Origin of the sequence: Sphingobium sp. S6, assembly GCF_905120495.1 — a bacterium.
GTDB classification, from domain to species: domain Bacteria; phylum Pseudomonadota; class Alphaproteobacteria; order Sphingomonadales; family Sphingomonadaceae; genus Sphingobium; species Sphingobium agri.
The window spans coordinates 100,811-119,982 of sequence record NZ_CAJHOG010000001.1; the positions used below are offsets into that span (position 1 = coordinate 100,811).

The 19,172-nt window shown below is 62.8% G+C and carries 22 protein-coding genes and 1 tRNA gene; 18 read left to right on the forward strand and 5 right to left on the reverse strand.

The genetic code is table 11. From position 1 onward, the window contains the following. Positions 1 to 1,155, forward strand: coding sequence for an AI-2E family transporter (locus SPHS8_RS00535; protein WP_097092717.1), 1,155 nt, complete (start codon positions 1 to 3; stop codon positions 1,153 to 1,155). Positions 1,156 to 1,196: 41 nt separating this feature from the next. After that, a tRNA-Asp gene (locus SPHS8_RS00540) sits at positions 1,197 to 1,273 on the forward strand. A 172-nt stretch (positions 1,274 to 1,445) separates the two neighbouring features. On the opposite strand, the gene SPHS8_RS00545 is transcribed toward SPHS8_RS00540, so the two are convergent. The 4 genes from SPHS8_RS00545 to SPHS8_RS00560 form a co-directional block, all read right to left on the reverse strand. After that, positions 1,446 to 1,685 carry a DUF2842 domain-containing protein gene (locus tag SPHS8_RS00545; RefSeq protein ID WP_255254702.1) on the reverse strand — a complete coding sequence of 80 codons (240 nt, stop codon included), beginning with the start codon at positions 1,683 to 1,685 and terminating at the stop codon, positions 1,446 to 1,448. Then, positions 1,682 to 2,260 (reverse strand): 5-formyltetrahydrofolate cyclo-ligase, encoded by a 579-nt coding sequence (locus SPHS8_RS00550; RefSeq protein ID WP_097091180.1) that lies wholly within the window; start codon positions 2,258 to 2,260, stop codon positions 1,682 to 1,684. Before SPHS8_RS00550 ends, SPHS8_RS00545 begins: the two co-directional genes overlap by 4 nt. 269 nt (positions 2,261 to 2,529) lie before the next feature. Beyond that, entirely contained in the window at positions 2,530 to 2,865 is a 336-nt protein-coding gene (locus SPHS8_RS00555) for a cell division protein ZapA (protein WP_097091181.1), read from the reverse strand. Next, complete coding sequence (locus SPHS8_RS00560) at positions 2,858 to 3,055, reverse strand: hypothetical protein (protein ID WP_236574903.1); 198 nt, start codon at positions 3,053 to 3,055, stop codon at positions 2,858 to 2,860. The genes SPHS8_RS00555 and SPHS8_RS00560 overlap by 8 nt, the downstream gene beginning before the upstream one ends. 173 nt (positions 3,056 to 3,228) lie before the next feature. Here SPHS8_RS00560 and tkt point away from each other — a divergent pair, with 173 nt between their 5' ends. From tkt to SPHS8_RS00585, 5 genes are all read left to right on the forward strand, one after another. Beyond that, entirely contained in the window at positions 3,229 to 5,199 is a 1,971-nt protein-coding gene (tkt, locus tag SPHS8_RS00565) for a transketolase (protein ID WP_201513450.1), read from the forward strand. Between the two features lie 29 nt (positions 5,200 to 5,228). Next, on the forward strand, positions 5,229 to 6,239 hold the full coding sequence (gene gap, locus SPHS8_RS00570; RefSeq protein WP_201513451.1) for a type I glyceraldehyde-3-phosphate dehydrogenase: 1,011 nt from the start codon (positions 5,229 to 5,231) through the stop codon (positions 6,237 to 6,239). A gap of 141 nt (positions 6,240 to 6,380) precedes the next feature. Further along, the gene (locus SPHS8_RS00575) at positions 6,381 to 7,586 is read left to right on the forward strand and encodes a phosphoglycerate kinase (RefSeq protein ID WP_201513452.1); all 1,206 of its coding nucleotides are present in this window, start codon (positions 6,381 to 6,383) and stop codon (positions 7,584 to 7,586) included. Between the two features lie 93 nt (positions 7,587 to 7,679). Next, positions 7,680 to 8,576 (forward strand): fructose bisphosphate aldolase, encoded by an 897-nt coding sequence (locus SPHS8_RS00580; protein ID WP_201514825.1) that lies wholly within the window; start codon positions 7,680 to 7,682, stop codon positions 8,574 to 8,576. A 24-nt stretch (positions 8,577 to 8,600) separates the two neighbouring features. After that, positions 8,601 to 9,068 (forward strand): AAC(3)-I family aminoglycoside N-acetyltransferase, encoded by a 468-nt coding sequence (locus SPHS8_RS00585; RefSeq protein WP_380800706.1) that lies wholly within the window; start codon positions 8,601 to 8,603, stop codon positions 9,066 to 9,068. Here SPHS8_RS00585 and SPHS8_RS00590 read toward each other — a convergent pair. Beyond that, positions 9,065 to 9,781: a DUF72 domain-containing protein gene (locus tag SPHS8_RS00590; protein WP_201514826.1), complete on the reverse strand. Its 717-nt coding sequence runs from the start codon at positions 9,779 to 9,781 to the stop codon at positions 9,065 to 9,067. The genes SPHS8_RS00585 and SPHS8_RS00590 overlap by 4 nt on opposite strands. Before the next feature lie 74 nt (positions 9,782 to 9,855). On the opposite strand from SPHS8_RS00590, the gene thiE reads away from it, so the two are divergent. The 11 genes from thiE to nuoF all read left to right on the forward strand — a co-directional run bounded on the left by thiE (position 9,856) and on the right by nuoF (position 19,170). Beyond that, complete coding sequence (gene thiE, locus SPHS8_RS00595) at positions 9,856 to 10,569, forward strand: thiamine phosphate synthase (RefSeq protein WP_201513454.1); 714 nt, start codon at positions 9,856 to 9,858, stop codon at positions 10,567 to 10,569. Positions 10,570 to 10,754: 185 nt separating this feature from the next. Continuing rightward, a complete protein-coding gene (locus tag SPHS8_RS00600; RefSeq protein WP_201513455.1) occupies positions 10,755 to 11,855 on the forward strand; it encodes a L,D-transpeptidase family protein in 1,101 nt (366 codons plus the stop codon). Then, positions 11,852 to 12,436: a M23 family metallopeptidase gene (locus tag SPHS8_RS00605; protein WP_201513456.1), complete on the forward strand. Its 585-nt coding sequence runs from the start codon at positions 11,852 to 11,854 to the stop codon at positions 12,434 to 12,436. Before SPHS8_RS00600 ends, SPHS8_RS00605 begins: the two co-directional genes overlap by 4 nt. Positions 12,437 to 12,536: 100 nt before the next feature. Further along, a complete protein-coding gene (gene efp, locus SPHS8_RS00610) occupies positions 12,537 to 13,100 on the forward strand; it encodes an elongation factor P (protein ID WP_066515524.1) in 564 nt (187 codons plus the stop codon). 154 nt (positions 13,101 to 13,254) lie between these two features. After that, on the forward strand, positions 13,255 to 14,070 hold the full coding sequence (locus SPHS8_RS00615; RefSeq protein ID WP_097091190.1) for an inositol monophosphatase family protein: 816 nt from the start codon (positions 13,255 to 13,257) through the stop codon (positions 14,068 to 14,070). A 126-nt stretch (positions 14,071 to 14,196) separates the two neighbouring features. Further along, positions 14,197 to 14,571, forward strand: coding sequence for an NADH-quinone oxidoreductase subunit A (locus SPHS8_RS00620; RefSeq protein WP_097091191.1), 375 nt, complete (start codon positions 14,197 to 14,199; stop codon positions 14,569 to 14,571). Beyond that, positions 14,562 to 15,116 (forward strand): NuoB/complex I 20 kDa subunit family protein, encoded by a 555-nt coding sequence (locus SPHS8_RS00625; RefSeq protein WP_380800685.1) that lies wholly within the window; start codon positions 14,562 to 14,564, stop codon positions 15,114 to 15,116. Before SPHS8_RS00620 ends, SPHS8_RS00625 begins: the two co-directional genes overlap by 10 nt. 1 nt (position 15,117) lies before the next feature. Next, on the forward strand, positions 15,118 to 15,954 hold the full coding sequence (locus SPHS8_RS00630; RefSeq protein ID WP_201513457.1) for an NADH-quinone oxidoreductase subunit C: 837 nt from the start codon (positions 15,118 to 15,120) through the stop codon (positions 15,952 to 15,954). Beyond that, positions 15,954 to 17,189 carry an NADH-quinone oxidoreductase subunit D gene (locus SPHS8_RS00635; RefSeq protein ID WP_201513458.1) on the forward strand — a complete coding sequence of 412 codons (1,236 nt, stop codon included), beginning with the start codon at positions 15,954 to 15,956 and terminating at the stop codon, positions 17,187 to 17,189. The genes SPHS8_RS00630 and SPHS8_RS00635 overlap by 1 nt, the downstream gene beginning before the upstream one ends. Then, positions 17,189 to 17,854 carry an NADH-quinone oxidoreductase subunit NuoE gene (nuoE, locus tag SPHS8_RS00640; protein ID WP_201513459.1) on the forward strand — a complete coding sequence of 222 codons (666 nt, stop codon included), beginning with the start codon at positions 17,189 to 17,191 and terminating at the stop codon, positions 17,852 to 17,854. Before SPHS8_RS00635 ends, nuoE begins: the two co-directional genes overlap by 1 nt. Further along, positions 17,854 to 19,170: an NADH-quinone oxidoreductase subunit NuoF gene (gene nuoF / locus SPHS8_RS00645; protein ID WP_201513460.1), complete on the forward strand. Its 1,317-nt coding sequence runs from the start codon at positions 17,854 to 17,856 to the stop codon at positions 19,168 to 19,170. The genes nuoE and nuoF overlap by 1 nt, the downstream gene beginning before the upstream one ends. The last annotated feature ends 2 nt before the right edge of the window (positions 19,171 to 19,172 follow it).

A 19,172-nucleotide genomic window follows, 5' to 3' on the forward strand; every position in this document is an offset into this window, starting at 1 on the left:
GTGACACCTCATGAACAGCAGGAAATCAACCGGCGGCGGGATCGGCTGCTGGCGTCGATCGCGCTGACGACCGGGGTTGGGCTGCTTCTTGCCATGCCCTTCGCCTTGCGCGAGGGCGCAGAATTCTTCCTGCCGCTGACGGCCGCGGTGGTGATCGCCATTGCGCTGGTGCCGTTCCTGGAATGGATGGAGCGGCGGCGGGTGCCTTCTGCGGTGGCGGCGCTGGCGGCGGTGATCGCATTCCTCGTGGTCGCGAATACCGCGCTGGTGCTGATCGTGGTTCCGGCGACCGATTGGTTCAGGCTGTTGCCGCAGCGTCTGCCCAAGATTCAGGATAATCTGGCGCCGCTGATCGATTTTTATTCCCAATTGCAGCATTTCGTCGACGAAACGGTGCAGATGCTGGCGACCGGACCGGTGGCGGCGGCGCAGACGGCGGCGGTGGATGCGCCGCGATCGCTGTTGCAGTTCGCCGCGACCTCGGCCCCTTCGGCGATCATCCAGATGGTGTTCGCGCTGCTCATCATTTATTTCTTCCTCGCCGGCTGGACGCGGCTGCGGCGGCGCACGATCAACAGCCGGGGCAGCTTCGATGGGGCCATGGCGGTGGCGCGGGTGATCCAGAATGTGGTCGACGCGACGTCCGCTTATGTGTTGACGATCGCGACGATCAACCTGTGCCTGGGGCTGGCGGTCGCGCTGGCGCTTTGGTTAATCGGCATGCCTTCGCCGCTGATGTGGGGCGGGATCGTCGCCTTGCTCAACTTTGTGCCCTATTTCGGACCGATGCTGGCGGCCGCCTTGCTGGCGCTCGGCGGGCTCATGGTGTTCGATGATGTGTGGCGGGCGCTGGCGCCTGCCGTGACGCAGATCGGCTTTCACCTCGTCGAGGCGAATGTCATCACGCCGATGGTGCTGGGGCGGCGGCTGACGATGAACCCGCTGCTGATTCTGGTGTCGCTGACCTTCTGGGGATGGGTGTGGGGGACGCCGGGCGCGCTGCTGGGCGTGCCTTTGCTGATCATCATCCAGACCGTGGTGGCCGCCGCTGGGACGCCGGATATCGCCGGTTTCCTGTTCGAGCGCGGGACGCTGACGGTGGCGCCGCGCGAAGAAAATGACGAGAAAGAAGAAAGTGGTGAAAGAGCCGGTTGACAGGTCCGGCGCACCCGCATAGATGCCCGCCCACACCGAACGCGGGTGTAGCTCAGTTGGTTAGAGCGCCGGCCTGTCACGCCGGAGGTCGCGGGTTCGAGCCCCGTCACTCGCGCCACTCTTTTGGAAGAGTGGATGGTCCTGAAGGGCCGGATTTATCCCGAAATTTTGATATGTCGTCATGCCAGCGCAAGCTGGCATCTCAGGCCCTGGCGTTTGGCCTCTCCTCACAAGATCCCAGCTTTCGCTGGGATGACGGAGTGGGGCGTTTTAGCAGCGCTGTGAGCGCGTCAGCCGCGCCGCCAGCGTCCGGTTTCCATCCAGGCGAGCAGGCGCTTCAAGGGCAGCACCCAGATCCAGACGATGCCGAGGAAAACATAAACCGGCACCTGCGCGATCATCGGCAGGCTGCCGATAATGCCCGACAGGCTGCCCACCAGCACCGCCCAGAGCAGGATCAGCCCGATGATGAGGAGCATGCCCACAGGCTTGCGCCAGCTGGGTTCGTAGGGAGCAGGCTGGCGGTTCACGCGTCGGGTCCTTCGATCAGTTCGACTTCGGAGAGGATGATGTGGAGCGGCAGGTCCCACGGGTCGGCGGGCAGGGCGTCCTGCTCCTGCACCGACCAGGCGAGGCCGATCCGCAGGGCGTCCGGATAGCGGGCGAAGGCGCGGTCATAATAGCCGCCGCCCTGGCCCAGCCGGTTCATGGCGCGGTCGAAGGCGAGCAGCGGGGCGATGATGATGTCCGGAGCGACGGACGGGCCGCTGGGTTCGGGATGGTGCGTGCCGTAAAGGCCGGGATGGAGCTGATCCTCCGGCGTCCAGGTGAGGAAATCCATGGTGCCGAGCCGGTCGATGACGCGCGGGAGAGCAAGCGTCTTGCCCATCGCCGCGAGTTGAGGCGCAAGCCGCTGCGCGGGCGCTTCGTCGTCCAGCCCCATGTAGAGCGCCACCGTCCGCGCGCTGTCGAGGCGGCGGGCGAGGGGCGAGGGGATCGCCTTGAAGGCCAGCCGATGCGCGAGCGGGTCGAGCGACTGGACGAAGGCGCGGCGGCGCGTCCGGGCGAGGGTGCGCAGGGCGGTCTTGTCGGTGTCTTCGCTCATGGGCTCGCGTTTAGAGCAGCGCGCGGCAAATTGATATTATTTAGCACCGGTGCGTCGACAGGCTCGGCGCGAACGGAGTTTGGGGAGAGCCAAGGAAGGGTGACGGGACCGCCTCGGCCGTTTGCTGGAATATCCTCTGACGCCTCAACGTCAGGTGGGGACCATGTAGATCGGGCCGGAACCCGCCCAGGGACAGCCCCCGTGGATGTGATTATCGCCTCAGGGATGTTCGCTAAAGCTCGTATCGCGCAGTGCCCGTCGCCTGTAATCTAGGCGCCAGGCTCCGGATCGACAAGCCTCTCGCGCAGCTTTTCTATGCGCGCGGCCAGCGCCTCCATCGCTTGCACGGCGAGTTCGTCGTCATCGCCCAGCGCCAGGCTCTGCTGGCGGCCGATCGCCTCGCGCTTCAGGTCATTGAGCTCGTCGGCGAGGAAGAGGGCGGCGAACAGCAGCGTGCGTACTTCAGTGAGGCCCGGCGTATTCTGCTGGGCGAGGCGCGCCTTGCGTTCGATCAAGCCGGCGAGATGAGCAAGATGCGCTTCTTCGCCATCGCGGCAGCGGACCGTATAATGACGCCCGGCGATCTGGAGGGTGGTTTCAGCCACGTTTTTCCCCCTTCAGATCGGCGATAAGTTCATCCAGCGAGCGGAGCGCCGCCCGTGCGGCGACCGGGTCCACGCCGGGGGAGGCCGAAGAGGCCGAACCCGCAGCCGCGAGACCCTGCACATCCTGTTCCAGCTGGCTCACCGCGCGCTCCAGCGCGCCGATAGCCTGCATCATCCGATCGCTTGCCATGATCCACGCATAAACAAAGTTTTCGCCTTGCAAAAGCTGTCATTGGACGGCTTGGCGCGCTCCAAGGTCCTGCCATGGTTGACGCTTTGGGTGCAACGCGACAAAGGGGACCCGATTTCGATTCGCCGGCTCATCAGGGGGCCGTGAGCCAAGTAGGGAAGAAGCCAGCCTAGATGACCGTATCCGAAAAGTCGCTCGCCAGCGCCATCCGGGCGCTTTCCATGGACGCAGTGCAGGCGGCGAACAGCGGCCATCCAGGCATGCCGATGGGCATGGCGGACGTCGCGACGGTGCTGTTCAAGGACTATATCAAGTTCGATCCGACCCAGCCGAAATGGGCAGACCGCGACCGTTTCGTGCTGTCGGCGGGCCATGGATCGATGCTGATCTACGCGCTGCTGCACCTCACCGGCTATGCGCGTCCGACGATGGAGGATATCCGTAATTTCCGTCAGATCGGCAGCCCCTGCGCCGGGCATCCGGAGAATTTCGAGCTGGCTGGCGTGGAAGCGACGACCGGGCCGCTGGGTTCGGGCCTGGCCACCGCCGTGGGCATGGCGATTGCTGAGCGGCACCTCAACGCGCAGTTCGGTGATGATCTGGTTGATCACCGCACCTGGGTGATCGCGGGCGACGGTTGCCTGATGGAAGGCATCAACCATGAGGCGATCGGCCTTGCCGGGCACCTGAACCTTGGCCGCCTGATCGTGCTGTGGGACGATAACAAGATCACGATCGATGGCGCGGTCGACCTGTCGAGCAGCGAAGATGTACGCGCCCGCTATGCCGCGACCGGCTGGCATGTCGTGTCGTGCGACGGCCATGATGTCGCCGATGTGCGCCGCGCGATTGACGAAGCGCTGGCCGATCCGCGTCCGTCGCTGGTCGCCTGTGCCACCAAGATCGGCTATGGCGCGCCCAACAAGGCCGGTACGTCGGGTGTCCATGGTTCCGCTCTGGGCGTCGAGGAAGTCGCGGCGGCGCGGGAGTTCCTGGGCTGGACGTCCGAGCCCTTTGTCCTGCCCGAAGATGTTGCCGCCGAATGGCGCCGCATCGGCTCGCAGGGCGCCGAAGTACGCGCTGCCTGGGAAGGGCGTCTCGATGGCAATGGCCAGAAGACCGAGTTCGAGCGGCGTATGGCGGGTGAACTGCCCGCCGACTTCTCGCTCAACGCCTATATCGACACGCTGATCGCCAATCCGCAGAAGGTCGCGACCCGCAAGGCGAGTGAGTTGGCGCTGGGCGCGATCAACGACCTGTTGCCCGAAACACTCGGCGGTTCGGCGGACCTGACCGGATCGAACAACACCAAGACCAAGTCGACCGGGCCGCTAACCAAGGACGATTATTCCGGCCGCTATGTCTATTATGGCATTCGCGAATTCGGCATGGCCTGCGCGATGAACGGCATGGCGCTGCATGGCGGCGTCATTCCCTATGGCGGCACCTTCCTGGTCTTTTCCGACTATATGCGTGGCGGCATCCGCCTGGCCGCGCTTCAGCAGCAGCGCGTCATCCATGTGCTGACGCATGATTCCATCGGTCTTGGCGAGGATGGCCCGACCCACCAGCCGATCGAACATGTCATGTCGCTGCGCATGATCCCGAACCTGGACGTCTATCGCCCGGCTGACATCGTCGAGACGGCGGAATGCTGGGAACTGGCGCTGAAGGACAAGGATGGTCCGTCGGTGCTGGCGCTGACGCGGCAGAATCTGGCGCAGCTGCGCACCGAGAAGGCGAGCGAAAATCTCTGTGCCAAGGGCGCCTATCGCCTGCGCGCCGCCAAGGGGACCCGCAAGGTCGTGCTGATCGCCACCGGTTCCGAAGTCGAGATCGCGGTCGCGACCGCCGACCTGCTGGAAGCGCAGGGTATCGGCGCGGACGTCGTGTCCATGCCCAGCTGGGCGCATTTCGACGCGCAGCCGCAGGCGTATAAGGATGATCTCCTTCCGCACCATGTGCTGCGCTGCTCGATTGAGGCAGGCACGACATTCGGGTGGGAGCGCTATGTCGGCATTGCGGGCTTGCGTTTTGGCATCGACACATTCGGCGCTTCGGCTCCGGCGGAAGTGCTGTACGAGCATTTTGGCCTGACCGCGGCGAAGATCGCGCCGCAGGTTGCGGCCGCGCTCGATCATTAAGAACATCTACCAATCAGGAGGCTAGTGCAGTGGCAACGAAGGTAGCAATTAACGGTTTTGGACGTATCGGCCGCCTGGTGGCGCGCGCAATCCTGTCGCGCACCGACCATGATCTGGAACTGGTCAGCATCAACGACCTGGGCGATGCGAAGGCAAACGCCCTGCTGTTCAAGCGTGACAGCGTCCATGGCAACTGGGCTGGCGACGTCAGCGCGGAAGGCGACGTGCTGATCATCAACGGTAAGCGCATTGCCGTCACCGCCGAACGCGATCCCGCCAAGCTGCCGCACGCGGCGCAGGGCGTCGAGATCGCGCTGGAATGCACCGGCATCTTCGCTTCGAAGGAAAAGGCGAGCGCCCACCTGACCGCTGGCGCCAAGCGTGTCATCATTTCCGCGCCCGCAGGCGGCGTGGACAAGACCATCGTGTTCGGCGTGAATCATGAAACGCTGACCGCCGATGACGTCGTCATCTCCAACGCCAGCTGCACGACCAACTGCCTCGCGCCGCTGGCCAAGGTCCTGCACGATGCCATCGGCATCGAAAAGGGCTTCATGACGACGATCCACAGCTACACCAACGACCAGAACACGCTGGACCAGCTGCACAGCGACATGCGCCGCGCCCGCGCCGCTGCGCTGTCGATGATCCCGACCACCACCGGCGCCGCGCGCGCCGTGGGTGAGGTTCTCCCCGAACTGAAGGGTAAGCTGGATGGTTCGTCGGTGCGCGTGCCGACCCCGAACGTCTCGGTCGTTGACCTGAAGTTCATCGCCAAGCGCGAAACGAACCGCGACGAAGTGAACCAGCTGCTGAAGGCCGCTTCGGAAGCGGGTCCGCTGAAGGGCGTGCTGGGCTATTCGGACGAACCGTTGGTGTCGATCGATTATAATGGCGATCCGCGCAGCTCGACCGTCGACAGCCTGGAAACCGCCGTCATCGACGGCAATCTGGTGCGCGTGCTCAGCTGGTACGACAATGAATGGGGTTTTTCGAACCGCATGATCGATACCGCAGGCGTGGTCGCAGGGCTGCTGTAAGAATGAGGGGGGCGGGCAGTGGCTCGCCCCTTTTTTCGTCATCCCAGCGAAAGCTGGGATCTCGTTTTTTTGACTACGTCCCGCCCGAGGCATGAGATCCCAGCTTTCGCTGGGATGACGGTAGGGGCGGCTGGGAGCATCATGGTGGCCAAGCCCTTCAAGACGCTGGACGATATGGGCGACATCAGCGGCAAGGCCGTGTTGGTGCGCGAAGATTTGAACGTGCCGATGCAGGATGGATCGGTGAGCGACGATACCCGCCTGCGGGCGGCGATGCCGACGATCCTTGAACTGGCCGATCGCGGCGCAAAGGTGCTGATCCTGGCGCATTTCGGTCGCCCTAAGGGGCAGAAGAACCCGGAATATTCGCTGTCGAAGATCACGCGTCCGCTGACGCAGGTGTTGGGGCGCGACGTTCAGTTCATTCCCGATTGCTGCGGTGAAGCGGCGGTGGACGGCATCGCGGTGATGCGTCCGGGCGACATTTCGATTTTGGAAAATACCCGCTTCCATCCCGGCGAGGAAAAAAATGATCCGGCGCTGGTGGAAGCCATGGCGGCGATCGGCGACTTCTATGTGAACGATGCCTTCTCCGCCGCGCACCGCGCCCATGCGTCGACCGAGGGGCTGGCGCACAAGCTGCCTGCCTTTGCGGGCCGCTCCATGGAGAAGGAGCTGGACGCGTTGCAGGCGGCGCTCGGCGAGCCGGTGAAGCCGGTCGCGGCTGTTGTCGGCGGTGCGAAGGTTTCGACCAAGCTTGATGTACTGAATAACCTGGTCGCGAAGGTCGATCATCTGATCATCGGCGGTGGCATGGCCAACACCTTCCTCCACGCGCGCGGGGTCGATGTCGGCAAGTCGCTGTGCGAGAAGGACCTGGCGGAGACAGCCGAGGCGATCTTCGACAAGGCCGAGGCTGCCGGTTGCACGATCCATCTGCCCTATGACGTGGTGGTGGCGAAGGAATTCGCGGCCAATCCGCCATCGGTGCGGACTTGCAATGTGCATGAGGTCGCTGCCGACGAGATGATTCTGGACGTGGGCCCGGCGGCGGTCGAGGCGCTGGGCGATGCGCTCAAGAACTGCCGCACGCTGGTCTGGAACGGGCCGCTCGGCGCGTTCGAGATCGCGCCGTTCGACAAAGCAACCGTGGCGCTTGCCCAGACGGCGGCAGCGCTGACGAAGGAAGGTGGCCTCACCTCCGTGGCGGGCGGCGGCGATACGGTCGCGGCGCTCAACCATGCGGGCGTGGCGGGCGACTTCACCTTTGTATCGACCGCTGGCGGCGCTTTCCTTGAGTGGATGGAAGGCAAGGAGCTGCCGGGCGTCAGCGCATTGATGGTGTGAACTTCGGAAGCCGCCGTCCAAAAATGGCGGTTTTCTTCACTTTTTTGAAGCCGCCGAAGGGGCGGCGCAACCCAACAGAGAAGGTATGTGCAGATGCTGGATCAGGATATGAAGAACAAGATTGCGGCCGGTAACGGCTTTATCGCCGCGCTCGACCAGAGCGGCGGTTCGACGCCCAAGGCGCTCAAGGGCTATGGCATCGAGGAAGGCGCGTGGAGGAATGACGAGGAGATGTTCGGCCTCATCCACGACATGCGCAGCCGCATCATCACCTCGCCCTGCTTCACCGGCGAAAAGGTGATCGGCGCGATTCTGTTCGAACGCACGATGGACGGCGAAGCGGGCGGCAAGTCCGTGCCTCAGGCGCTGATCGAGCGCGGCGTGGTGCCCTTCATCAAGATCGACAAGGGCCTGGAGGATGAGGCGAACGGCGTTCAGATGATGAAGCCGATGCCTGAACTCGACACGCTGCTGAAGCGCGCCAAGTCGCTGGGCGTATTCGGGACCAAGGAGCGTTCGGTCATCAATCTCGCCAACCGCGAGGGCATTGCGGCCATCGTCAAGCAGCAGTTCGAAGTGGGCAGCCAAGTGCTGGCCGCTGGCCTGATGCCGATGCTGGAGCCCGAGATCAACATCAAGAGCCCCGAGCGCGCCGAGGCTGACCAGATTCTGCTGGAGGAACTGCTCAAGGGTCTGGACGCGCTGCCCGAAGGCCAGCAGGTGATGCTGAAGCTGTCGCTGCCCGCGAAGGCTGGCTTGTTCGATCCGCTGGTCGATCATCCCAAGGTGCTGCGCGTCGTGGCGCTTTCCGGCGGCTTTTCGCGCGCAGAAGCCTGCGTCGAACTGGCCAAGAATCGCGGCATCATCGCGAGCTTCAGCCGTGCGCTGCTGAACGACCTGCGCCACCAGATGAGCGAGGACGAGTTCAACGGCTCGCTCGGTCAGGCGATCGACGAAATCCACGCTGCCTCGACCAACAAGGCGGCTTGACCTGACATGACGGCCGCTGGCGACATTGGTCCAGAGGCCGTCCTTCGCCTGGGCGGCGAGCATATCGACAGGATGCGGGCGGCAAATGCGCTGTTCGCTGAGGTGTTCGACGATCCGCAATCCTATGCGGATCAGCCCCCGTCAGATGGCTATCTGCGCGATCTGCTGGCCGACCCGCGCTTTATCGCCCTGGTGGCGGTGGAGGGTGAGCGGATCATTGGCGCGCTCGCCGCTTATGAGTTGCGCAAGTTCGAGCAGCAGCGCAGCGAAATCTATATCTACGATCTGGCGGTCGCGGCGGATCGGCGGCGTCAGGGGATCGCCACCGCCTTGATCGACGCGCTACGTCCCATCGCCATCGCGGCTGGAGCATGGGTCATCTATGTGCAGGCCGATCTGGAGGATGAGCCCGCGGTTGCGCTTTATACAAAGCTTGGCTCACGCGAAGATGTGCTGCATTTCGACATCGCGCCAATAAGGGCGATGCTCTAGCTGGCCATGGCCTTCAACGCCTGCGCGTCATGGATCGCGTCCGCATTGATGTCGTTATTGAAAAAGGCCCAAACGGCGCGGCCTTGGCGAGCCTGGTCATTCATCCAACCCGCCCATTCGCGCAGGTCATCCTCGGCATAGCGGCCCCAATATTTGCCTTTCCCGCCATGGAAGCGAACATAGGCGGCGTGGCCCGTGGCGATACGCGGGCTCGCTGATCCGGGCATGTCATGTACGCAGAAGCTTGCGCCATGGCGGTCGAGCAGATCGTAGGTGGTGTGTTCGTACCAGCTGCTGTGGCGAAACTCGAAGACGGGGACGATGTCCGGCGGCTGGAGCTTGAGGAAGCTGTCAAGCCGGTCGGGATTGAAGGTGAGGCTGGGCGGAAGCTGGTAGAGGATTGGGCCCAGCGTCGGGCCGAAATGGCGGAAGGACGCCATCATCCGCTCCATCGGCTCCTCGCAATGGGTAAGCTTCAGGGCCTGTGTGAGATAGCGGTTTGCCTTGACCGCATAGAAGAAGCCGGGCGGCGCCTGATCGCGCCAGCCGTCGACGGTTTCCGGCTTTGGAAGGCGGTAGAAGCTGTTGTTGATCTCCACCGTGCCGAAATGTTCGGCGTAGAAGGCGAACCAGCGCTTCATCGCCAGTTTTTCGGGGTAGAAGGCGCCGCGCCAGTGGCGATAGTTCCATCCCGAGCAACCGATCCTGATCATGATGGGACAAGCCGCCGGACCGGGACGCGGTTCCATTCTTTTCCTTGGACGTCGAAACGCGCTAAGGGCTGCCCATGACCGATTTCACTGACGAAGAGCTGGCGCTCGACCCGCATTTTGCCGACCAGTTCGAAAAGGGTTTCCGCCCGCCCTGCCAGCTTTACCTGATCTCGCCGGCCGCGATCGATGAAGGCTTCGTGACGCAGCTCGCAGAGGCTCTGGACGGCGGCAAGGTTGCGGCGTTCCAGTTGCGGCTGAAAGGTTTGGACGAAGACGCGATCGCCCGCGCGGCAGAGCCGTTGCAAAAATTGTGCGCGGAGCGGGAGGTTGCCTTCATCGTCAACGACAGCGTCGCGCTGGCCAAGCGGCTGGGCGCGGATGGCGTGCATCTGGGGCAGGGGGATGGCGATCCGCGAGAGGCGCGGAAGATTTTGGGGCCCAAGGTGCAGATCGGCGTCACATGCCATGACAGCCGCCACCTAGCGATGGAAGCGGGTGAGGCGGGGGCGGATTATGTCGCCTTCGGAGCCTTTTATCCCACCACGACCAAGGAAACCCATCATCGGCCGGAACCTTCGATCCTCAGCTGGTGGACCACGTTGTTCGAACTGCCCTGTGTCGCGATCGGAGGGGTAACGGCGGACAATGCCGCGCCGTTGGTGGAAGCAGGGGCCGACTTCCTGGCGGTGAGCAGCGCGGTGTGGGCGCATCCGGATGGCCCGCGCGCGGGCGTTGCAGCGTTTTCGGCTGTGCTTGGTGGGGCCCAGGAGGTGACGCCCTCGCGCTGAACCTGTCAAAGGCTCCGTATTTCTTGAGGAAGGAAGGGGCTTCGACAGGCTCAGCCCGAGCGGGTTGAATATTTGGATTGAATTTTCCCTGCTTTAATTAGGCTTGCTGGACGCTGTTTGATTGAGGGAGGAAGCTTTCCCGGGCTTTGCGCGTTTCTCTTCCCGAACTTCGGGAGAGCATTGCCTTGAAAACATATCTGCTCGCGATCACGCTGCTTTGCACGGCTTGCAAGGTGTCTGTCACTGACGCGAATGAAAGCGGGGGCGCGCCTCCTGGCAACCAGACGGACGCGGCGCAGCAGGGCGCGGCAGCCAAGCCCGCGTCCGATCCGTACGCCTTCACCATCGTTCCGGAGCCCGGCGGCACGCCAGCGCGCGCGGATTCGATCTTGCAGGCGCAGGTGGCGCTTGACCGGGCGGGCTTTTCCCCCGGCGTGCTGGACGGGAAGGAGGGCATGTCCTTCACCGCCGCGCTGAAGGGTTTCCAGGAGGCCAAGGGCCTGCCGGAGACTGGCAAATATGATGAGGCGACGGCCAAGGCCCTGCTGGGTGACAAGCCGCCGCCAGCTACATGGCTGGTGACGATCCCTGCGGAGTTCGCCCGTGGGCCGTTCACCGCCATCCCCAAGGAATATGCCGATCAGGCCAAGCTGCCTGCGCTTGGCTATCGCAACCTCATCGAAAAACTGGCCGAGCGTTTCCATACCAAGCCTGAAGTGCTGGTGGCGTTGAATGCACCCAACACGAAGCTAGGGCCCGGAGCTACCGTGCGCGTGCCTGCCGTGGGCAACCAGCCGGTGGCCCAGATCGAGGGAGATGAGCGCGGCTGGGGCACTACGCTGGCCAGCCTGGCGGTCGCGAAGGACCAGCCGCAGGCCGACCATGTCGTCGTCGACAAATCCGACGGCGTGCTGCGCGTTTTCGACAAGGCCAACAAGCTGATCGCGCAGTTCCCGGCGACCATGGGATCGGAACATGATCCGCTGCCGCTTGGCACATGGGAGATCAAGGGGATCAGCCGTAACCCCGATTTCCATTATAATCCCGACCTGTTCTGGGATGCCGACGCCAAGGATGAAAAGGCGGTGTTGAAGCCTGGGCCGAATGGGCCTGTCGGTGTGGTTTGGATCGACCTTTCCAAGCAACATTATGGTATTCATGGCACGCCCGAGCCCCAGACGATCGGCCGTACCGAAAGCCATGGATGCATCCGCCTCACCAACTGGGATGCGGCGCGGCTGGCGCAAATGGTGAAGAGCGGGGTCAAGGCGGTATTCCAGGCATGAGGAGGCCAGGACGGCGAGGATGTTTGGGCATTTTACTCGCGGTCCTGCTGCTGCTCCTGTTCCTGAAAATGTGCGTTCGGATCGTTCCGGGAGACGGGCCTGAGCAGCGCGCCGTGTCGGAACGCCCGGCCGCGGCTGAGGCTGGATCGCTGCTGATCCCGGTCGAGGGCGTGCCCCCAAGCGCGCTTACCGACACCTTTACCCAGGCGCGAGCAGGTGGTGTCCGGCCGCATGATGCGATCGACATCATGGCGGCGCGTGGCAGGGCCGTGCTGGCGGCCGCGGACGGGCGTATAGAGAAGCTTTTCACCAGCGCGGATGGCGGGTTGACCATCTATGAGCGGTCGCCCGACGGCCGCCGCATCTATTATTATGCGCATCTGGACGGCTATGCCCCCGGACTGGCGGAGGGGCAGATGGTGAAGCGGGGGCAGAAGATCGCAACGGTAGGCAGCACCGGCAATGCCGATCCGGCGGCGCCGCACCTGCATTTCGCCGTCAATGAAATCGCGCCGGGGGAACGATGGTACAGGGGGCGGGCGATCAATCCCTACCCCTTGCTGGCGCGGCCGATCCGATGAGCCCACTTGCCCTTATCGGCGGCACGATGTAGAGGCGCGGCCAGCCTTTTTACATGAGGCCGGCTCTTTTCACCTTCAGACATATAGGCAGGCTCTTCCCATGAAGATCAGCGGCGTCGAGATTCGTCCCGGCAACAATATCGAATATGACGGAAGCCTGTGGCGGGCCGTCAAGATCCAGCACACCCAGCCCGGCAAGGGTGGCGCCTATATGCAGGTGGAACTGAAGAACCTGATCGACGGGCGCAAGAATAACGTGCGTTTCCGGTCGGCCGAGACGGTGGAACGCATCCGCCTCGACACCAAGGATTTCCAGTATCTTTATGCCGAGGGCGACATGCTCGTCTTTATGGATACCGAGACCTATGAGCAGATCAACCTGCCGCAGGACCTGGTGGGCGACGCGTCCGCTTTCCTGCAGGACGGCATGATGGTCATGCTGGAAATGTACGAGGAACGCCCGATCTCTGTACAGCTGCCCGAAACGGTCGAGGCGACCGTGGTCGAGGCGGACGCCGTGGTGAAGGGGCAGACCGCTTCGGCCAGCTACAAGCCCGCGATCCTCGACAATGGCGTGCGCGTCATGGTGCCGCCGCATATCGTGACCGGAACGCGCATCATCGTCGATGTGTATGAGCGGGAATATGTGAAGCGGGCGGATTGAACTGCTGATTGTTCCTCTCCCGCAGGCGGGAGGAGTTAGGGGTGGGCGCGAGCGTCAGCGAGCCCTTGCCTCGTTCAAAGCGTTGCATGCGATTGCTACGCAATCGTGCCCACCCCCGGCCCCTCCCGCTAGCGGGAGGGGGGAGATTAAGTAAATGGTATCCCATTCCGGCCTTCTCACCGTCATGGAACGCGCCGCACGCAAGGCTGGCGCGAAGCTGCGGCGCGACTTTGGCGAAGTCGAACATCTGCAGGTGTCGCGCAAGGGACCGGCGGACTTCGTGTCCAAGGCCGATCAGCAGGCGGAACGCACCTTGGTCGAGGAGCTTCAGAAAGCGCGGCCGGACTGGGGCTTCCTGCTGGAAGAAGGCGGGGTGATCGAGGGCGATCCCAACAAGCCGCGCTGGATCATCGATCCGCTCGACGGCACCAGCAACTTCCTGCATGGCATTCCGCATTTCGCGATTTCCATCGCCGTGGAAGAGCCCCTTTATAGCGGCAACAAGCGGGAAGTGACGACCGGCCTCATCTATCAGCCGGTGACGGATGAAAGCTATTGGGCGGAAAAGAGCCGCGGCGCGTGGCGGCATGACCAGCGCCTGCGCGTGTCGGCGCGCCGCGATCTGGGCGACTGCCTGATCGCCACCGGTATTCCCTTCATGGGTCATGGCGATTTCGCCCAATGGACGCGCATCTTCGGCGCTGTCGGTCCATCGGTAGCCGGTATAAGGCGCTTCGGCGCGGCTTCGCTGGATCTCGCTCATGTCGCTTCCGGGCGGTATGACGGCTTTTGGGAAAGTGGCTTGCAACCCTGGGATGTGGCTGCGGGCATATTGCTGGTGCGTGAGGCCGGGGGCTTCGTCACTGACTTTCGTGGCGGGGATCAGCCGATCGAGCGCAAGGAAGTCATTGCGGGCAATGACGCCATCCATAGCAAGCTGCACAAGCTTGTTGCCGGAGCGCTGCGCTGAGGCAGGCAATTGTTTCTGCGTACAAGAAGCAAACTCTTGCGAATCATTCTCATGGCGGGGGGCCTTGCTTCGCTTATGCGGCAGGCCTAAAGCGCGCCCATATTCATTTTCGCCCAGGGGATTCCGTTGGTCGATCTAGCCCAATATCTGCCGATCCTTATCTTTCTCGGGATCGCCTTGCTTCTTTCAGGGGCATTCGTGTTCCTGCCGATGCTGGTCGGCCGCCTGACGGGCGCGCATCAGCCCGATCCGGCAAAGCTGTCGGAATATGAGTGCGGCTTCCCGGCGTTCGAGGAACCGCGCAGCCAGTTTGACGTGCGATTCTATCTGGTCGCGATCCTGTTCATCATCTTCGACCTGGAAGCGGCGTTTCTCTATCCCTGGGCGGTCAGCCTGGATCAGATCGGCTGGGCCGGCTGGGCGACGATGATGATCTTCATAGCGGAGCTGGTGCTGGGCCTCGTCTATGCGTGGAAGAAGGGAGCCCTCGATTGGGAGTAGAACTGACCAGTCCCGCGCCCGGCACGATGTTGCCCGCGGGGACGCAGCCCGACCAGAATTTCTTCAACGCGCTCAACAGTGAGGTGAGCGACAAGGGCTTCCTCGTCACGTCGACCGAAGAGCTTTTCCAATGGGCTCGGACCGGCTCGCTGTGGTGGATGACCTTTGGCCTCGCCTGCTGCGCGGTGGAGATGATCCACGTCAACATGCCGCGTTACGACATGGAGCGGTTCGGCGCCGCGCCGCGCGCTTCCCCGCGCCAATCGGACGTGATGATCGTCGCGGGAACGCTGTGCAACAAGATGGCTCCGGCGTTGCGCAAGGTTTACGATCAGATGTCCAATCCGAAATATGTCATTTCAATGGGCAGCTGCGCCAATGGCGGCGGCTATTATCACTACAGCTATTCGGTAGTGCGCGGCTGTGACCGGATCGTGCCGGTCGACATCTATGTGCCGGGTTGCCCTCCGACTGCCGAAGCGCTGCTATATGGCGTGATGCAGTTGCAGCGGAAGATCCGCCGGATCGGGACGATTGAGCGCTGATATGGGTCATTCTGCACCGAAGATCATGAACCCGGACGGGCTCGCCGACAAGATCGCCGGACTGTTGGGTTCGATGCTGATCGAAGCGGTTGATCATGCCGATGAGCTGAGCTTCACCGTCGTGCGCGAGCGGCTATCCGAGGCGCTGGATGTCCTGCGCGTTCAGGGTGAATATCAGCAGTTGATGGAAATCGCAGGCGTCGATTACCCTGAGCGGGCCGAGCGGTTCGAGGTCTGCTATCATCTGCTGTCGGTCACCAGGAACCATCGCATCCGCGTCAAGATAACGACCGACGAGGATCAGCCCGTCCCTACCGTCACGCACATCTGGCCCGTCGCGGGCTGGCTGGAGCGCGAGGTGTTCGACATGTACGGCGTGATCTTCGAGGGCAATGCCGACCTGCGCCGCATCCTGACCGACTATGGGTTCAAGGGGCATCCGCTGCGCAAGGACTTCCCGCTGACCGGCTATGTCGAGATGTGGTATTCCGAAGAGGATAAGCGGGTCGTCTACAAGCCGGTGAAGCTGGCCCAGGATTTCCGCCAGTTCGATTTCATGAGCCCGTGGGAAGGCGCAGAATATGTGCTGCCGGGCGATGAAAAGGCGCCGCAGGCTCCGGGCGCGCCTTCCCCCGTCGCTGCTCCGCCTCCGCCGCCTGCCGCGCCGAAGGGAGAGCCTGCTGGCGCAACGCCCAAGGTGACGGAAAAGTCCGAAGATACCGGTGCGGGCGAACCGGCGAACCGCAAGGGGCATGAAAAGTCCCCTAATGCTCCGGTGCAGCCTGAACACAATACCGACGAAGGCAAAGGCGCCGCCAAGCCCGAGGACAAAGGCTAATGTCCACCTATCTCGACGAACTCGAACATAAGACCAGCGCGGACGATCCGACGCTGGGCGATACCGAGATCCAGAATTATACGATCAACTTCGGTCCGCAGCATCCTGCGGCGCACGGCGTGCTGCGCCTTGTCATGGAGTTGGACGGCGAGATCGTGGAGCGCTGCGATCCGCATGTCGGCCTGCTCCATCGCGGCACCGAGAAGCTGATCGAATATAAAACCTATCTTCAGGCGCTGCCCTATTTCGACCGGCTCGACTATTGCTCGCCCATGGGCATGGAGCACAGCTATGTGCTGGCGGTCGAGAAGCTGCTGAACCTGGAGGTGCCGCTGCGCGCGCAATATCTGCGCGTGTTCTTTGCGGAACTGACCCGTATCAAGAACCACATGCTGAACCTTGGCAGCCACGTCATGGACGTCGGTGCGATGACGCCGAACCTGTGGCTGTTCGAACTGCGCGAAGACTGCATGAATTTCTATGAGCGGGCGTCGGGCGCGCGCATGCATGCGGCCTATTTCCGGCCGGGCGGCGTCCATCAGGACGTGCCGCTGAAGCTGCTGACAGACATCGCCGACTGGCTTGACACGCGCCTGCCGCGCTTGTTCGAAGACGCGATCAGTCTCGTTGCGGACAATCGCATCTTCAAGCAGCGCAACGTCGATATTGCCGTGGTGAGCAAGGAAGACGCGCTGAAATGGGGCTTTTCGGGACCCATGCTGCGCGGTTCGGGCATCGCCTGGGACATCCGCAAGTCGCAGCCCTATGACGTCTATGATCGCATGGACTTCGACATTCCTGTCGGCACCAATTTCGACTGTTACGACCGTTTCATGGTCCGCGTCGAGGAAGTCCGCCAATCTGCGCGCATCATGAAGCAGTGCCTTAATGAGATGCCGGAAGGTCCGGTACTCTCGCTTGACCGAAAGGTCGCGCCGCCGCGCCGGGGCGAGATGAAGCGCTCAATGGAAGCGCTGATCCATCATTTCAAGCTGTACACTGAGGGCTTCCACGTTCCGGCGGGTGAAGTCTATGTGGCGACCGAAAGCCCCAAGGGCGAGTTTGGCGTCTATCTGGTGAGCGATGGGACCAATTCGCCCTATCGCTGCAAGATCCGCCCGACGGCTTTTTCGCACTTGCAGGCGATGGATTTCATGATGAAGGGCCACATGCTGGCCGACACCACCGCCGTCCTTGGCGCGATGGACATCGTGTTCGGAGAATGTGACCGCTAATGGCTGACGCAGTTCATATCCCTGACGAAGCGGAAACGCGCGCCCGCTGGGGCAATTTCGCGTGGACGGCGGACAATGCCGAACAGGCGAAGAAGGTCATCGCGCGTTATCCCGCCGGCCGTCAGCAATCGGCTGTGATGCCGCTGCTCGACCTTGCCCAGCGTCAGGTTGGTGCGGAAACGCAGACCCAGGGCTGGCTACCCGTGCCGGTCATGGAATATATCGCTGACCAGCTCGATATGCCGTACATGCGCGTTTACGAGGTCGCGACCTTCTACACCATGTACAACCTTGCGCCGGTCGGCCGCTATCATGTGCAGGTTTGCGGTACGACGCCCTGCATGCTGCGCGGATCGGACGATGTCTTCTCGGCCTGCAAGAACAAGGGGCTGGTGAAGGGCGGCACGACGCCGGACGGCCTGTTCACACTGACAGAAGTCGAGTGCCTGGGTGCCTGTGCCAATGCGCCAATGGTGCAGATCAACGACGATAATTTCGAAGACCTGACCTATGACAGCATGAGCGCGATCCTCGACGATCTCGCCGCTGGCAAGCAGCCCAAGATTGGGCCGCAAATCGAGCGTCAGACGAGCTGCCCGGAAGGTGGGCCGACCACGCTCAAGGAAATGGTTTCCGAAAATCATGACTATAGGGGGCAGTGGTAATGAGCGACGTCATCGCGCCGCTGGCCGACAAGGACCGCATCTTCACCAACGTCTATGGCTTCCAGGACTGGGGCATCGACGCGGCGATGAAGCGCGGCGATTGGGATAACACCAAGGCGCTGCTGGAGATCGGCCAGGACGAAATCATTGAGCGCATCAAGGCTTCGGGCCTGCGCGGCCGTGGCGGGGCGGGCTTCCCCACAGGTATGAAGTGGAGCTTCATGCCCAAGGAAAGCAAGGATGGCCGTCCGAGCTTCCTGGTCATTAACGCGGATGAATCCGAGCCGGGTTCGTGCAAGGACCGCGAGATCATCCGCCACGACCCGCACAAGCTGATCGAGGGCGCGCTGGTTGCCGGTTTCGCGATGCGCGCGCGCGCGGCCTACATCTATATCCGCGGCGAGTTCATCTATGAGGCGAAGGTACTCTTCGCCGCTGTCGAGCAGGCTTATGAAAAGGGCTTCCTTGGCAAGAACGCATGCGGTTCGGGTTATGATTTCGACGTCTTCGTCCATCGTGGCGCGGGCGCCTATATCTGTGGTGAGGAAACCGCGCAGATCGAAAGCCTGGAAGGCAAGAAGGGCCAGCCGCGCCTGAAGCCGCCTTTTCCGGCGGGCGCGGGGCTTTATGGCTGCCCGACGACCGTGAACAACGTGGAATCGATCGCGGTGTCGCCGACGATCCTGCGTCGTGGATCGGAATGGTTCTCCAGCTTCGGCCGCGAAGGAAACAAGGGCACGAAGCTGTTCCAGATCAGCGGCCATGTGAACAAGCCCTGCGTGGTCGAAGAGTCGATGGGCATCAGCTTCAAGGAGCTGATCGACCGGCATTGCGGCGGCATTCGTGGTGGTTGGGACAATCTGCTGGCCGTGATCCCCGGCGGATCGTCGGTGCCGCTGGTTCCGGCCGCACAGATCATGGACGCGCCGATGGACTTTGATGGTCTGAAGGCGCTCGGGTCGGGTCTCGGCACGGCAGCGGTCATCGTCATGGACAAGTCGACCGACATAGTCCGCGCGATCAGCCGTTTGTCCTACTTCTACAAGCATGAAAGCTGCGGCCAGTGCACGCCCTGCCGCGAAGGCACGGGCTGGATGTGGCGCGTGATGGAACGGCTGCGTTCGGGCGAGGCGGACATCGGCGAGATCGACATGCTCCAGCAGGTCACCAAGCAGGTTGAAGGCCACACCATCTGCGCGCTCGGCGATGCGGCGGCCTGGCCGATCCAGGGCCTGATCCGGCATTTCCGCCCCGAGATCGAGCGGCGGATCAATGAGAATAAGGGTAGCGCCCCCGTCATGGAGGCAGCGGAGTAATC